The 15,425-nt window shown below is 43.0% G+C and carries 19 protein-coding genes; all 19 read right to left on the bottom strand.

Annotated elements, in window-relative coordinates:
• Positions 1–49: 49 nt before the first annotated feature.
• Genes AC4J95_RS12070 through AC4J95_RS11980 form a run of 19 tightly spaced genes read right to left on the bottom strand, consistent with a single transcriptional unit; the run spans position 50 to position 15,423 of the window.
• Complete coding sequence (locus tag AC4J95_RS12070) at positions 50–733, bottom strand: uroporphyrinogen-III synthase (RefSeq protein ID WP_494550102.1); 684 nt, start codon at positions 731–733, stop codon at positions 50–52.
• A gap of 10 nt (positions 734–743) precedes the next feature.
• Entirely contained in the window at positions 744–1,688 is a 945-nt protein-coding gene (gene hemC / locus AC4J95_RS12065; protein WP_494550101.1) for a hydroxymethylbilane synthase, read from the bottom strand.
• Positions 1,689–1,715: 27 nt separating this feature from the next.
• Positions 1,716–2,282 carry a cob(I)yrinic acid a,c-diamide adenosyltransferase gene (locus AC4J95_RS12060; RefSeq protein ID WP_494550100.1) on the bottom strand — a complete coding sequence of 189 codons (567 nt, stop codon included), beginning with the start codon at positions 2,280–2,282 and terminating at the stop codon, positions 1,716–1,718.
• Positions 2,279–3,766 carry a cobyric acid synthase gene (locus tag AC4J95_RS12055; RefSeq protein ID WP_494550116.1) on the bottom strand — a complete coding sequence of 496 codons (1,488 nt, stop codon included), beginning with the start codon at positions 3,764–3,766 and terminating at the stop codon, positions 2,279–2,281. Before AC4J95_RS12055 ends, AC4J95_RS12060 begins: the two co-directional genes overlap by 4 nt.
• On the bottom strand, positions 3,766–4,590 hold the full coding sequence (locus AC4J95_RS12050; RefSeq protein ID WP_494550099.1) for an ATP-binding cassette domain-containing protein: 825 nt from the start codon (positions 4,588–4,590) through the stop codon (positions 3,766–3,768). Before AC4J95_RS12050 ends, AC4J95_RS12055 begins: the two co-directional genes overlap by 1 nt.
• 21 nt (positions 4,591–4,611) lie before the next feature.
• Positions 4,612–5,289 (bottom strand): cobalt ECF transporter T component CbiQ, encoded by a 678-nt coding sequence (cbiQ, locus tag AC4J95_RS12045; protein WP_494550098.1) that lies wholly within the window; start codon positions 5,287–5,289, stop codon positions 4,612–4,614.
• The gene (locus tag AC4J95_RS12040; RefSeq protein WP_316401734.1) at positions 5,276–5,575 is read right to left on the bottom strand and encodes an energy-coupling factor ABC transporter substrate-binding protein; all 300 of its coding nucleotides are present in this window, start codon (positions 5,573–5,575) and stop codon (positions 5,276–5,278) included. Before AC4J95_RS12040 ends, cbiQ begins: the two co-directional genes overlap by 14 nt.
• Positions 5,562–6,311, bottom strand: a complete 750-nt coding sequence (locus tag AC4J95_RS12035) for an energy-coupling factor ABC transporter permease (RefSeq protein ID WP_316401735.1) — start codon at positions 6,309–6,311, stop codon at positions 5,562–5,564. Before AC4J95_RS12035 ends, AC4J95_RS12040 begins: the two co-directional genes overlap by 14 nt.
• A complete protein-coding gene (locus AC4J95_RS12030) occupies positions 6,308–7,030 on the bottom strand; it encodes a cobalt-factor II C(20)-methyltransferase (protein ID WP_494550097.1) in 723 nt (240 codons plus the stop codon). Before AC4J95_RS12030 ends, AC4J95_RS12035 begins: the two co-directional genes overlap by 4 nt.
• Positions 7,023–7,805 carry a sirohydrochlorin cobaltochelatase gene (locus AC4J95_RS12025; protein WP_494550096.1) on the bottom strand — a complete coding sequence of 261 codons (783 nt, stop codon included), beginning with the start codon at positions 7,803–7,805 and terminating at the stop codon, positions 7,023–7,025. The genes AC4J95_RS12030 and AC4J95_RS12025 overlap by 8 nt, the downstream gene beginning before the upstream one ends.
• Positions 7,806–7,809: 4 nt before the next feature.
• Entirely contained in the window at positions 7,810–9,231 is a 1,422-nt protein-coding gene (gene cobA / locus AC4J95_RS12020) for a uroporphyrinogen-III C-methyltransferase (protein WP_494550095.1), read from the bottom strand.
• A 4-nt stretch (positions 9,232–9,235) separates the two neighbouring features.
• Entirely contained in the window at positions 9,236–9,976 is a 741-nt protein-coding gene (gene cobK, locus AC4J95_RS12015; protein ID WP_494550094.1) for a precorrin-6A reductase, read from the bottom strand.
• Positions 9,973–10,698 carry a precorrin-3B C(17)-methyltransferase gene (cobJ, locus tag AC4J95_RS12010; RefSeq protein WP_494550093.1) on the bottom strand — a complete coding sequence of 242 codons (726 nt, stop codon included), beginning with the start codon at positions 10,696–10,698 and terminating at the stop codon, positions 9,973–9,975. Before cobJ ends, cobK begins: the two co-directional genes overlap by 4 nt.
• Entirely contained in the window at positions 10,683–11,735 is a 1,053-nt protein-coding gene (locus tag AC4J95_RS12005) for a cobalt-precorrin 5A hydrolase (protein ID WP_494550092.1), read from the bottom strand. Before AC4J95_RS12005 ends, cobJ begins: the two co-directional genes overlap by 16 nt.
• Positions 11,728–12,495 carry a cobalt-precorrin-4 methyltransferase gene (locus AC4J95_RS12000; RefSeq protein WP_494550091.1) on the bottom strand — a complete coding sequence of 256 codons (768 nt, stop codon included), beginning with the start codon at positions 12,493–12,495 and terminating at the stop codon, positions 11,728–11,730. Before AC4J95_RS12000 ends, AC4J95_RS12005 begins: the two co-directional genes overlap by 8 nt.
• A 4-nt stretch (positions 12,496–12,499) precedes the next feature.
• Positions 12,500–13,054, bottom strand: a complete 555-nt coding sequence (locus AC4J95_RS11995; protein WP_494550090.1) for a decarboxylating cobalt-precorrin-6B (C(15))-methyltransferase — start codon at positions 13,052–13,054, stop codon at positions 12,500–12,502.
• Positions 13,044–13,661, bottom strand: coding sequence for a cobalt-precorrin-7 (C(5))-methyltransferase (locus AC4J95_RS11990; RefSeq protein WP_494550089.1), 618 nt, complete (start codon positions 13,659–13,661; stop codon positions 13,044–13,046). Before AC4J95_RS11990 ends, AC4J95_RS11995 begins: the two co-directional genes overlap by 11 nt.
• Positions 13,652–14,773, bottom strand: a complete 1,122-nt coding sequence (gene cbiD / locus AC4J95_RS11985; protein WP_494550088.1) for a cobalt-precorrin-5B (C(1))-methyltransferase CbiD — start codon at positions 14,771–14,773, stop codon at positions 13,652–13,654. Before cbiD ends, AC4J95_RS11990 begins: the two co-directional genes overlap by 10 nt.
• Positions 14,773–15,423, bottom strand: a complete 651-nt coding sequence (locus AC4J95_RS11980) for a cobalt-precorrin-8 methylmutase (protein WP_316401747.1) — start codon at positions 15,421–15,423, stop codon at positions 14,773–14,775. Before AC4J95_RS11980 ends, cbiD begins: the two co-directional genes overlap by 1 nt.
• Positions 15,424–15,425: the final 2 nt, after the last annotated feature.

Genomic DNA, 15,425 nt, shown 5'->3' with positions numbered 1-15,425 from the left:
TCCACATTCTTATGATTAATTATTCTAGGGAAAATTAAACGAACACTCATTAACTTATTTCATGCAGCAAGCACTTATACAAATGCGGCATATCATAGATTTCCGGCTGAATCGCCACCTGTTGTTCTTTTTGAATTACTTTTGCAGTCACTGGACCGATGGCCGCAATCTTCAAGCGGGACCAAAAATCAGCCGGTAGCGACTTAACTTCTTTCACTGCTTGAGAAAAAGACTGCCACGCTGAAGGACTAGCAAAAAGTACATAGTCGATCACTTCATTGAGCAGCAGTTTTTTAAGACGCTCTTGATCTTCTGGAAAAAATTCATTTTTATAAATGACTTGTTCCAAAACCACATGTCCTTGACTCGTCAATGCATTGTAGATCACACGTCGCGCTTTGAATGAGTGCGGCCAAAATACACACTGCTCATGATTTATATATCTGAGCCATTCCTCCACCAAGCCCTCAGAGAAAGCTTCCTTGGGTTGATAATCAACATTTATACCTAAGCTTTGTAAAGTCTTGGTCGTTTGGTTGCCGATAGCTAATACCTTTGCCTGTTTATTCAATTGGGCAAAGTCAAAGTATTTCACGGCATTTGCACTAGTAAAAAAAATCCAATCATATTCGCGTTCTAAGCTTTCATAAGGCTGAAAGACGGTTCGATTCATCGGAATAGTGATCACTTCAACGTCTTTATCTCTGAACTTTTGGTGAACATCAGCAGGCATAGCTGCTTCTCTAGTGTATAAAAGTCTCTTTTTGATCGTTCTTACACTCCTCAATCAACGTAATTGCTCCTTGCTCAACCATCTTAGCTGCTACAGCTTTCCCTAAAACCACCGGGTCGTCTCCTTGCATCGTTTCTTTCAGAATGATTTTCCCGTTTTCGCTGCCGATCATTCCGGTTAACTCATAGGTATCCTCTTTTGGCAGACTGTATGCGCCAACAGGGAACGTACAACTGCCGTCCATACTGTTCAAAAAGGCACGTTCGGCAGTCACAGCGATCCTCGTTTCAACGTGTTCCATTTTTTTAAGCATTTGCAGCACTTCAAGATTATCTTTTCGACATTCCAAAGCGATCGCCCCTTGACCGATTGCTGGAAGCATCACTTCTGGCGACAATTCCTGATGATAGACCGTTTTGTCCAAGCCTAGACGTTCCAAACCAGCTAAAGCCAGTACGATCGCATCATATTGGCCTTCGTTCATTTTCCGAATACGCGTGTCAATATTTCCCCGAATCGGCTGAATATTAAAATCTGGACGCGCATGCAGAATGTGAGCTTTTCTACGCAGACTGCTGGTGCCAATGACGGCATTTTTAGGTAATGTTTCTAAGGTTTTGCCTGTTTCTCTGATGATCAGCGCGTCGGTTGGCGAATGACGTTTCATTACACAGGCCAACGCTAATTCCTCATGAATCGTGGTAGGGATATCTTTTAAGCTGTGGATGGCAAAGTCAATATTGCCGGCACGCAGCTGATATTCCAGTTCTCTGACAAAGCAGCCCTGCCCGCCAATTGCCTGCAAGTTATGGGTCGCTAAATGATCGCCTTTTGTTTTGATTTTTACCAGTTCAACTTCCACATCTGGAAAGTGGCTCTGAAAAATGGCTAACGTTTGTTTTGTTTGCGTTGTAGCAAGCTTGCTGCCTCGTGTTCCAACTTTCAGCTTTTTCATTTTCTTCCTTCTTTCACTCGGAGAGCCTTATTTCTTCCTATTAAAAACAGACACACTGTTTTCATAAAAAATTTCTGATTGCTCAGCTTGCCCATTGACCCAACGAGCCAAAGCAAAAAAGTAGTCGGATAAGCGATTCAAAAACTTCAACGCTTCTCCATTAACTGCTTCATTTTGTTCTAAAAGATCTACGGCATTACGCTCTGCTTCTCTAGTAAAGCAGCGGCAAAGATGCAAATTTGCTGCAGTAACTGTCCCGCCAGGCAAAACGAAGCGATCAATTTTTGGTGATTCTTCCCAATAAATATCGATCTTTTCCTCTAGCCAAGCAATCACTTGAGGTTCGACCTTATAAGACCGTTTCTCCTCTGGTGTGGCAAAGTCACTGCCGCAGTCAAAGATCCATTGCTGAACCTGAATCAGTTCGGCATACAACGCTTCTTTTCGATCAAGCGAAGCGACAGTCAGCCCTACCTGCGCATTTAATGTATCAATCGACCCGTACGCCTGAACACGGGGCGCATTTTTTTTAGCCCTTCCCCCGCCGACCAGTCTGGTGAGTCCTCGATCTCCATAACGTGTATAGATGTTCATACTTTTACCTCCGCTTGATCCATAATTTGATAAATTTTGTCCAAATCCAAATTTTCACGAATTAAATCCGCCAGCTTATCATATTGTTGATTCTTATATTCATGATAGGGCATGGCGATTTCTTCGATAGGCGCTAATCCCTTAGCGGCTCGAACCTGATTCAACAGCTTTCTTCGCCACGCACTATTATCAAAAACCCCATGAAGATAAGTGCCAATGACCTTCTGATCAGAACTGACCGCACCATCATCTTTTGCTATCGTTTGTCCATTGGCAGATATAATATGGGCAAAATGCTGCTTTTCAAGATTTTCGGTCCTGCCCATATGGATCTCATAGCCGCTGATCCGTTCATCTTCAGCTTCTGCCTCCACGCGGGTGGTGGTTTTTCCTGATTCAAAATACGTTTCTGTATTCAATAATCCTAACCCCTCAAGACTGCCATGACTAGACTCGACTTGATTCGGATCATGCAGCATCTTTCCAAGCAATTGAAAGCCGCCGCAGATGCCAAAAATCATTTTTCCTTCGTCACGAACCCGCTGAATTTCTTTAGCCATACCTGACTCTTTCAGATAAAGACAATCCTCCAACGTATTTTTGCTGCCTGGTAAAATAAGAATATCCGGACTGCCTAACTGATCGTTAGGAAAAACATAGCGGACAGACACATCCGGCTCGCTTTCCAAACTCTTAAAGTCTGTGAAGTTAGACATTTTTGATAATCCGATCACGGCAATATCCAGCTCTTTTTGCGGATTATATAAACGATTGACCTTTGATAAGGCAACGCTGTCTTCATCCTCAATATTCAGTTGTACATAGGGAATAACGCCGACGACAGGAATATCGGTCAAATCCTCGATCATTTTTAAGCCCGGATCTAACAGGGCGATATCGCCCCGGAACTTGTTAATGATGATTCCTTTTATTCGGGCTCTTTCCTCTGGCTCCAGTAAATGGATCGTGCCATAAATTGACGCAAAGACCCCGCCTTTATCAATATCTGCGACTAAAAGGACTGGGGCGTCAGCGATTTTTGCCATCCCCATATTAGCAATGTCTCGACTATTGAGATTGATTTCGGCTGGACTGCCTGCTCCTTCAAGTACGATCACATCATTTTCCTGCTGCAGTTCCTGATACAACGCCGATATTTTCTCCACCAGCTGTGGTTTAAACTCATGATATTCAACCGCGTCCATATCGCAAAGAACTTTCCCATTGAAAATGACCTGCGATTTACGGTCAGAGGTTGGCTTTAATAGAACTGGATTCATTCGTGCATCTGGCTCTATTCCAGCAGCCTCTGCTTGAAAAACTTGAGCTCTGCCCATCTCTTTCCCGTCTAACGTAATGTAGGAATTCAGTGCCATGTTTTGTGATTTGAAAGGCATCACCTTTAAACTATCTTGATGGAAAATTCGGCATAAACCAGCCACTAGGATACTCTTTCCTGAATCTGAAGCTGTGCCTTGAATCATCAGACTTTTTCCCAATCGCCTTCACCTACCTTCGATTTTATTTGCATAAATTCTGCTTGATTTTTAACCAGCGGAAACCCTAACTGTTGATGAACCTTGACTAGCCAAGGCTGTTCCAGCCCCGCTGTTCTGAGCAACTCCTCATCCAAAAAGACCTGATCGGAGCCGCCTTCTTTGATCAACGTTCCCTTATCAATGACATATAGATAATCGCAAATCTCATACATTAGATCCATGTCGTGACTCGACAAAATAATTTTGGTTCCCTGCTGCAATAGACGACAAATGATCTCTATCATCTGGGACCTGCCTGCTGGATCCAAGCCTGCTGTCGGTTCATCCAACAACAGCCATTTAGTTTTCAGCATCAGGACACTGGCAATCGCTACTTTTTTCTTTTGACCATAACTCAAGTATTGAACCGGCTTCTTTTTTAAATGTTCAATATTTAATAAGGAAAAGATTTCATCCATCCTAGCTTGAATCTGTGCCTGATCAATACCTAAGTTTTTTAAGGCGAAGGCAACATCGTCTTCTACGATCGAGTAAAAAATTTGATGATCAGGCTCCTGAAAAACGATCCCCACTTCTTGCCGATACTGATAGAGTGCCGCCTTTTTGTAATCTAAGGGCTGACTTTTATAGATAACCTCTCCATGACTGGGCTTCAGCAGACCGACAATTGCAGCAAATAAAGTCGATTTTCCTGATCCATTGGCTCCGATGACACCGACAGCCTGGTGGTCGCTAAAATCCAAAGAAAGATGATGCAAGACATCTGTTTGGTTTTCATAACTGATGCATAAGTCTGATACCTTGAACATTTAAGCACCTTCTTTCGATAGTTAAAGTGGAAAATCGCCATCAAAAAACTTCATTTCTAGTGAAAGAACCATCTTGTTGAAGCGATCAAAGGTTTGGAAAAACAGAATCTTGATCAAAACTCCTAAAGATTGATAGCTATTCCTAAGTCCCTTGAAACCAAAACGCATATCCTGAGCCCGTTTAATAATCAAAAATTCATCAGCAAAAATGAAAATAAAACGATACATCAGCATCGTCAATTCAATTAGCAATGCCGGAAAGTGGGCTTTCTTCATCACGAGTAGCAACTGTTGAAAAGGCACAGTCAGAATAAAGAAATACGTGCAAATCAAACAGCTGGCAGAGCGGAAAAACAACTTGATCCCCATATTTAATGAAGATTGAGTGATTCCGATAAAATGATTAAACAGGTGGATATCAAAAATGAAGCCTCCTGAATGAGAACTGATAGAAAATAAGATCGTAAGAATACTGATCACTAGAAATGGCGCAGGAATCAGCAACCATTTGAAATATCTTCTGACTGTAACTTTAGTAACATAGATTGTCGCTGCGCCGACTACGATGCTGATCACCGCCTGAATCACTGGAGTGGTTAAGAAGCAGCTGAGTAATAATAAAAGATACATGAGCCCTTTTCGCGTTGGGGAAAGATCAAGCAAACGGTTTTCATAGGCGATCTTATCAATTAATAGCATTTTTCTTCTTTCCTTTGTAATAACCCAAGATGTAGGTGATGATTCCAACGCCTAAGCTTCCTTGGAGGGTAAACAGCAAGCTTTCGATCTCGCCGCTTTTAGGCTCTAACAGTGAATCGAACCAAGGCTCATAACTTGGATTGATCTCAGTAATTACTGCTTCTGCTTCACCATCCGAACCGCCGTATTCACCATTTTGATTAATCAATAGCGCACCAACCATTAAAGCCACAACTGCTAATAAGAGAATAATATTCAATTTAGTATTGGACTTATTTTTTTCCATCGTTCAATACACCTCTTTCTTGAAAGGGAAAATTAGCTGAGATCAAGTTATACGCAACAACAGTCAATAAGCCTTCCGCAATAGCAATCGGAATCTGGGTCAACATGAAGACACCAACAAATTTCATGATCGCGCCGAAAACACCTGAGGATGGATCAGGGAAAACAAGACCCAACTGAAGTGAAGTTGTGAAATAAGTCGCCAAATCAGCGATAAAAGCGCATAAGAACAAGCAAATTGAGTTAGATACATTCGCTTTTTTCAAAAGAAGATAAACGCCATATCCAACGAATGGCCCTATAACTGCCATTGAAAAAGCGTTCGCACCTAATGTAGTTATTCCGCCATGCGCCAGCAGCAATGCTTGGAACAATAAACAAATGGTTCCTAAAACACTGATGACTCCTGGACCAAAGAGCGCCGTTCCGATTCCAACGCCCGTTGGATGAGAAGTCGATCCAGTCACTGATGGAATCTTCAGCGCGGATAAAATAAAGATGAACGCGCCACTAAAAGCCAACAGGACTTTGTTTTGCGGATTGTCAGCCACCGCTTTTCTGATGCTGATCAAGCCATAAATAAAGAATGGGATAAATGCTGCATACCAGAACAAACACCAACCAAGAGGCAAGAAACCTTCCATAATGTGCATTGCGTGCGCTTTTTGCGGCACGATCAGAATCAGAAGAAGCACAGCGAAGAGAATTCTTCTAATTGTTTTCACTCTAGCTTTCATCTTTTCTTACTTCCTTTCAATGTTCTGTTTTTATAAACGATCATGGTACTAAAATACGACAGCTGGTCCTGATCACTTAACTCATTGAGTCCAATCATTATGTTTTCTGATGCCATCGAAGAATCACTGACTAAAACCGTTTGCTCCAATAAATCTAATTCTGTTAGCAGCTGCACTATCTTAGGCAGTGCGATAGAAACCTTCATTAAAATCACTGTAGACATTTCCTCTAATGCGGTACGAATAACCGCTTCGTCAGCAGTTGCCGGTAAAACCGCGTAGCTTTCTTCATCAATGACCAATGGAATCTGTAAATCATTCGAAATCTGGCAGAAGGAGGAAATTCCCGGGATGGTCACTGTTTCGATTTGATCAGTCATTCGTTCCAATAGATAACTGTACGTACTGTAAACCATTGGATCCCCTAAAGTGACGAATGCGACATTCAAACCATTCTTAACATCAGTCATAATCTCTTCTGCTATTTCATTCCAAGCATTGCGCTTCTCCGCCCAGTCATTCACCATTGGAAAATGGCGCTGTTTGATCGTCAACTCCTTTCTTAGATAAGGGCTTACTATTTTCAATGCTAAGCTTTTTCCGCCCCTTTTCGGTTCAGGCGTGTACAGGCAATCCACCATTTCAATGATTTCTTTACCGCGAATTGTCAATAGGTCAGAAGCGCCTGGACCTGTTCCTACTCCATAAAATTTAGCCATTTGTCGTCCCTTCTATCATCGCAGCGGCATGCTCCACAAACTGCTGCTGAATTTCTGGTGCTTCACCCATTCCTTTGAGATAAGCCTCAACAGTAAAACCAGCTTGCTCCAACTGTGATTTCCAAGAATCATCTTCATCTGAAGCCATATCATTTGTGGCATGGTCACCCGCTACCAGCATCAGCGGATACAGTTTGATTTTTGTATAACTACTTTTCTGAAGTCGTTCAATCAGCAGCGAAATCTCAGGATAGCTTTCAACCGCACAAACAAAGATCGGTCTCTCCATTAACATATGATCCAAACAAGCATAGACGGTAAAAGCCGAATGCTGACTGCCATGCCCCATCAAGACGAGCGCTTCTTCTTCATTCAGATCTTCTGCTAAAATTTCCAACCACGCTACAACCTTTTGATAATCCTCAATACTGCTAAGCAACGGTTTTCCCACTTTAATAAGCTTCAATTGATCCTTATATTTCATCGCCTGATGCAGTGCTTTGGAATATTCGCTGCCGGGAATGATATGCAGCGGCTGAACAAAAATCTCTTCGTAGCCGTCGTCGATCAATTGCTGCATTTGCTGATCTACTGTTAAGATCGTTGTGTTTTCTTGCTCTTTGATCTTCTTGATGACTTTATTAGAAGTGAAAGCGCGAAAAACATCGTATTCCGGAAAAGCTTCTGCTAGCCTCTGCTCGACAGCCTCAATTGTTTTTGCTCTCGTTTCTGGGTAGCTAGTGCCAAAACTCACTGCTATTAACGCTGGTTTCATCGGTTCATCTCCTCTTTATTTTTTCTACAACACTTTCATAGCTAGGTTCTTTTGTTTGGATCACCGAAATTTGAAGCTGTTCGAAGACCTCTTTGGTTTTTTTACCCATAACGATAATTTTTTTCTGCTTGAGTATTGTCAATTCCATATCCGTCAGAGCGGCTAAAAATAGTCGGGCAGATTTTGAATTCGGGAAATACATGTAATCGGTCTGCTGCCACAGATCAGGAATTTCAGCAATGATTTTCTCTTCATGACTGAGTACTTTTTCTCCTGCAATAGCTTGCTCTTCCAAAGTGTCAATCATCGATGAATCGCCGATAAATAAGGTGTCCGAAGATATTGTAAAATCTTGTAAACAATGAGCCAAATCAGGAAAATCCGCATCGGCTTGAATCCCGGATTTTTTCAACACGCCGCCGGTATGATGCCCAACTGTAATAAAACGCCATTTTGCTAATTTCCGCCAATCGATCCTGTTTTCCGTCATTGATTGAATAAACATGTCGATACTCGCTGGATCAGTGAAAACAATTTGTTGCGACTTGGAAAAATCGATTTTTCCTACAAACATCTGATTACTGCTAGGCGGCAGCTCAATGATTTCCGCGCCCAGGTCGGTTAAACGACTCGCCATTTTTTTCTTCTTTGTAAACGGAATCGCGATACTGATGGCGAAAAGCGGACGTTCTTCAAAGAAATTCAAGTCTGTCCTACGCGCCACGACATCTCCGATCACGATCAAGCTTGGCGGTTGAAGTTCAGCTGTACGAGCTTTTTCAAAGATCGTTTCTAATGTGCCCACCACTGTTTTTTGCTGCTTACGGCTGGCCCATTGAATAATAGCTGCGGGCGTTTCCTTATCTTTTCCGTGTCGGATCAGCTGCTCAGTGATTTTTTTCAGGCTCGACATTCCCATCAAAAAAACCAATGTCCCCTCTGCTTTGGCTGCGGTTGCCCAATCGACCTCTTGATCAGAATGATTCAAATGTCCAGTATAGACATGGAAGCTTGCTGCTAGATCACGATGGGTGATGGGAATCCCAGCATAAGCCAATCCGCCGATCGAAGAAGTAATACCGGGAATGACTTCAAAAGTGATACCGGCATGCTTTAACGAAGCTCCCTCTTCGCCCCCGCGACCAAAAACATAAGGATCACCACTTTTTAGTCGCACCACATTCAATCCCTGCTGCGCTTTTTCGATCATGATCTCCTCGATCTTTTCTTGCGGGACAGGATGATAATTAGGTTTTTTACCAACGTAGATTTTCTCGCAATCGACTTTACAAGCATTAAGAATTGCTGGATTGATCAAGCGATCGTACACCACTACATCTGCCTCTTTGATTTTTCTCAATCCTTTAACAGTCAGTAATTCCGGGTCACCCAGACCTGCGCCAACTAAGGCAATTTGTCCAATCATTTCATTACCCCTTTACTTGATCAATAAGCTCTTTAATGGAAGAAAACTTATCTGGATAGTTTATTTGTTCCCGAGTCAACACAATGCAAGGAATAGCCAATTCCTTACAGGCTTCAATCTTTTCTAAGAAGCCGCCTGCTTGACCGCTTTCTTTGGTGATCATCACGCCTGCCTGATTATGGATCAGCAGCTCACGATTCAACGCTTTCGAAAAAGGACCCTTGATGGCTTCAATCTGATCCGTAGTGAGTCCCAGCTTTTCAATCGAAGTTACTACTTCTACTGTTGGTAATACCCTAACGATAATTCGTTCTTTTGGCAGATAGCGAAGGAATTCCTGTAATGTTTTACTTCCAGTTGTTAAATAGATTTTGCCTGGATATTCCAAAGCCTGCTCACAAGCCGCTTTTACTGAATCCACGGTCAGCATGTCTTCAGAAATCAATGACGTCCGTTCAAAACGATAATATTTTCTTCCTGTCTGAGCACATGCTGCCATCGCATTCTGCGACACTTCGACCGCATAAGGATGAGTGGCATCAATCATTTCAGTGATTTGGTGCTGCTCAATGAAATTGATCATTTCCGCTGTCGTTAAGCGGCCCTTAATGACCTGCTTTACCATCGTCGCGGCTAAGCTTTCGCCATAATCTGAAACAACAGATAAATAGAAATCTTGATGACCTTTATTTAATTCTTCTGCAATTCTCAGACTGTCAGAGGTACCACCAAGCAACAGGATCATAATTGATACCCTCGCGGAGTGATCATTCGGTTGTCAGAGATATAGGTTTCCTTATTTCCTACTAAAACAACTGTCGTCATATCTACCAGCGTTTCATCCAAATCAGCGATTGTGGTAAGAATGGCCTGCTCTTTTTTTCGACCGACATCTTTAGCCAAACCAACGATCGTATTCGTTGATTTATATTGTTGAATAATTGCAAACGCTTTGGCTAAATGATTGGGACGACCTTTGCTGCGAGGATTATACAGACAAATAACAAAATCCGCACTGGCCGCTGCATGTAACCGTTTTTCAATCATTTCCCATGGCGTCATCAGATCGCTCAAGCTGATATGGCAAAAGTCGTTCATTAACGGGGCTCCTAATAGTGCTGCCCCAGCAATGCTGGCTGTAATTCCGGGAATAACTTTCACCGGAATCTCTTCTTCCATTTGACTGGTCAGCTCTAAAATCAAGCCAGCCATTCCATAGACTCCAGCATCTCCGCTGGAAATAACCGCGACATCTTTACCAGCTTTCGCCAGTTCAATCGCCTTTTTACAACGATCAATTTCCTGCTTCATCCCTGTACTGACGATTTCCTTTTCGCCGACTAATTCTTTGATCAGGCGAACATAAGTCGTATAGCCCACAATTACTTCGACTTTTTTGATCACTTCGAGGGCTTCAAGCGACATTTTTTCTTTTTCACCAGGTCCTAATCCTACAACGTACAACATGTGCCGTCTTCATCCTTTCCCAACGCAAAGGTGACACCTTGATTCGCATAACGCTCTGTCACCACTTGTCCATTACTCGCTAAATCAGCCGCCGCCAAACTAACACTTCCTACACCCGTTACTTCTCTTACAAAGGCTGACTGCGGATATTTTTCTGAAACAATTGCTAATTCTGCAGATGAATAGGTTTCAAAAGGAACTTCCAACCAATCTGCTAATTGTTTTATACCCTTTTCTGTCTTTTTTAAATCAATACTGGCGATTTTTCGGATACTGCGATGATGGATATCGACTGATTGGCAGAAATTAAGATATTCTTCCTTGATAATTGAAAAATCAATCCCTTTTTTTGCTCCGATGCCTAAGACATAGCTCCTCGGGACGATCTGAATCACTTTATCTGAGATCAGATCTTCATTTTTGTCCGAAATCAGCAGGACTGCCTCATAAGGATCAAATGAATCATTTTCTTGGAGCAAAGTAAGCCCCCGAAGATCCTTCACCCGCTTCTCCCGCTGAATCAATCCAACTTTTTGATGCTCTGCTAAAAGACGATTGATTCTTTTGGTCGTCTCTTTGAAATCGACATACCAAGCATTTATTTCTTTGCTCAGCAGATCAAGCGCAGTTACATTTTGCACATCCGTGGCAGTCGTAATCACCGGGCAGCTGTTCAATTTTGCAGCGATTTCCAGCGTCAATTGATTTGCGCCGCCAATATGCCCTGATAAAAGGCTGATCGTATGCCGGCCTTTTTCGTCAATGACAATAATCGCGGGATCTTTTCGCTTATCCTCCAACACTTCAGAGATGCTGCGAACTACGATCCCAGTCGCCATAATGCAAATGAGTGCGTCATATTCCTTAAACAATGCTTGAATACCGGTTTTGAATTTCCCGGTAGGAAAAAGCAGCAGCCCTTCTTCCACTTGATCCTCCGATACAAAAATCGGCACCTCAGGATCCCAATTGTCTCGCAGCTCTTTAGCCAATTTGATCCCAGCGGTAGTCAAAGCCAAAATTGCCGATCTAGTCATCGCTCTTCACATCGCGATATTCATGCTTAAAATTGGCATCATATAGTTTGGAATAATAGAACTCGTCTCCTAAAAATTCCCCCACCATAATCAAAGCGGTTTTCGTAATATCGGCTTCTTCAATTTGCTCAGCAATTTTTTCTAAAGTACTGACGATTTTCTTTTCTTCCGGCCAAGTAGCTTTGTAGACAACCGCAACCGGTGTCGTTGGTTGATAGCCGCCTGCCAATAATTCTTCAACCACTTGTTTAATTCCTTGAACGGAGAGAAAAATCACCATCGAAGTTTGATGCTGAGCAAAAGAACGCAGGCTTTCTTTTTCTGGCACTGGTGTTCTGCCAGCCATGCGAGTAATGATTACACTTTGAGAAACCTCTGGAACCGTGTATTCCACCCCTAAACTAGAGGCTGCGCCTAAAAAGGAACTAACACCTGGGGTACAAGTAAATTCGATGTCGCGTTTTTTTAGTTCTTCGATTTGCTCGCGAATGGAACCATAGATGGAAAAATCACCTGTCTGCAGGCGGATGACCTCTTTGCCGACCTGAACGCCCCGCTCCATCTCGTCAATGATTTCGGTTAGATCCATTGATGCACTATTGAAAATCTTACAATCTTCTCTGCAATAATTTAACAATTCAGGATTCACAAGTGAACCTGCATAAATCACAACATCGGCTGATTTCAACAGCTGATATCCCTTAAATGTAATCAATTCCGGATCGCCCGGTCCTGCACCAACAAAATGTACCTTCGCCATACGCTTACTCCTCTTTTCTCGTCTCAATAATAATCACTGGGTTTTGTGGCTTAAAATAATGTCCTTGCCCTAATTTGGTAAAATGGCTGGCCTGCATTTGAATTGCTTGAAAGGAATGCTGATTGTTCTCCAGCCAATCGATTGCCTCAAAGGCGTTTTCTAATAAAATAAAATTTAATACTAAACGACCACCAACCTTTAACCGTTGAAAGCTCCAAGACAATATCTCGTTCATGTTCCCGCCTGTGCCGCCAACAAAGATCGCATCAAATTCTTCTGCCAGTTCAACTGGTGCCTTGCCAAGAATACTCTGGATATTTTCCAGTTTAAATTTTGTCTGATTCTGCTTTAATACATCTAATGCGGTTTGATTTGAATCGATCGTTGTAACCTTCAGCTGCGGATATAGGTGAGCCGCTTCGATTGCAATGCTTCCTGTCCCTGTCCCAATATCCAAAAACTTCTCCGCTTCACTTAATTGCAGCTTTGCTAGACTGACGGTTCGAACCTCTTCCTTCGTCATGGGAACCGCGCCGCGAATAAAACAATCATCCTTCATTGATTATCACCACCGCATTCATTTGATAGTCCTCATCGGGAACCGCATCAGCTTTGCAGCATCTGATTTTCTCATCGGAATAGCTAAGATTTTCTCCGATATAAAACGTTGGATTCTTCCCTCGTTGAACTGCTTCCTGCGCTAATTGATAGGGTCCGATCGTCTTGTCTGTCACCATACCGACCTTTGGTAATTGAAAAATCAACGAATAATCCGGCATTTTGCCATGACTGCTGGTAATGTAGCAATCCTCCATCGGAAGCTTCAATCGATTGAATAAATAATGCAGCGAACTGATCCCTGGAAGGATATTTAGTTCTTCTGCGGGCAAACGCTGGATGAGCCATTTTCCAATGCCGTATGTTAGTGGATCGCCTGAAGCTAAAAGAACGATCTGATCCTCTTTACAATTTGCTAAAAGCTCTTCCAAGTCGTCCAATTTACGTGGAAGCCGCTGGCAATTTTGTTTTTTATTTATCGGAACGATTTCTAGTTGCCGCTCACTGCCGATAATCAAATCCGCCGCTTCGAGGGCTTCTTGTACGCCATCAAACAAATACTCTGGCGTTCCTCCTGGTCCGATACCAACGACTGTGATCATCGCCATTCCTCCTTCAACAACGCCAACGGTAGGGTTGAAGCTAAGTAACCTCTTTGGGAAGAAAAGAGTACCACTTCGATCCTTGGCTCATGTTTTCGGTATTTTAATAAATCCTCCGAGCGTTTCTTTACTTTATCAGCGATGACTTGATAGACCGCTTCATACCCCGTGTCGGCAATAATTTCTCCAGCCGCCTCAGTCGTTAAGCATTTTTGGATTTCTTTCAATTGCGCGACAGGCATACCCAGCAAAGCAAGATTTGCGATCAAAATTTCGGTACGAGCATCGGCGTCTTTGCTATGAGTAGAAAAGATGCCCGCCGAGACCTTGATCAGCTTGCCTAAATGCCCAACCATCAAGACTTTTTCGAATTCCAAGCGCTGGACCTCTTTTAAAACATAGCCGACAAAATTACTCATAGAAACAATCCTATCACCGCTCAATTTCAAGGTATTCAAAACAAAATCCTCGCCGTAGTTTCCAGGACACAAGATCACTGAACGATGCCCTTGACTCTTCTTCATTTCTAGCTCTAAGGAGATCGACTGCTTCCAGCCTTCCTCGGACATCGGTGTGACGATACCAGTTGTTCCTAGAATCGAGATTCCCCCCAGAATACCTAAACGTCGATTCATTGTTTGATTCGCAATTGCCTCTCCTTCTGGTGCAAAAACAGTGATTTTAGCCCCCTGCTTGGGCCCAATGATTTTACGAACCGATTCTTCGATCATTTTTCGCGGCACCGGATTAATCGCCGCCTCTCCGACAGGAATCTGTAATCCGACTTCGGTGACTCGGCCAATTCCGCTTCCGCCATCAATGATAATTTGATGGCCAGAAGTCTTAACTACTTTTACCCCAATCATCATGCCGTCCGTAGCATCAACATCATCGCCGCCATCCTTCACAACGAAGGCCTGACAGCCATCCTCGGTTGCTTCAAGCCCAGCGATCGGGATCAATAAATTTTCCTTACTAGGCAGTTCGATTTGAATTTCCTCGAAAGCTTCTTCATCGAACAAGAAAGCCGTCGCGGCAGTCGCGGCAGCAGTCGCGCAAGAGCCGGTCGTATACCCCTTACGTAATTTCTTGCCGTTATAGAAAACAAACTCTTCCATCAGTTTTCCCTTTCCACCAGCTGATACAGCATTGCATTGATGATCGCAGCCGCTACGTTGCTTCCGCCCTTGCGTCCTCTGGCTACGATCGCCGGAACGTCACTCTCAAACAATGCCTCTTTTGATTCAGCTGCTCCAACAAAACCAACAGGAGCACCAATGACAGCAGCAGCTTCCAGCTCTCCCCGTTCAATCAGCTCCAACAATTTAAAAATCGCTGTCGGTGCATTTCCAATGACAAAAAGCTTTGGACCAGCAATCGTTGCCGCGCGCTCGATCCCCACCATTGAGCGGGTCATCCCTTTGATCTTCGCTTGTTCGGCGACTTCAGGATCAGCGATATAACATTCATAACGTATGCCCAGCTTGTCTAGAACGCGTTTATTGATACCGCTGAGAGCCATCGTCGTATCTGTAAAAATCGTTCCGCTTCCTGCCAAGAAAAATTTCTCAAGCTCCACGATCACGTCATTCGAAAAGACCAGATTTTTCAAATAATCGAAATCGGCACTCGTATGGATGACACGCTTAATGATCTGCTCTTCCGTTGGACTGGAATAAACAAAATTCGGAAAATCTTGGTCGATAATTCCTTGGATAATCTTGAAGCTTTCTGTTTCAATCATTTGAGGATTTCTTATATAGTCCACTT

The organism is Enterococcus sp. GPZ-007, assembly GCF_059374735.1.
This window is presented reverse-complemented; position numbering and strand designations above follow the sequence as displayed.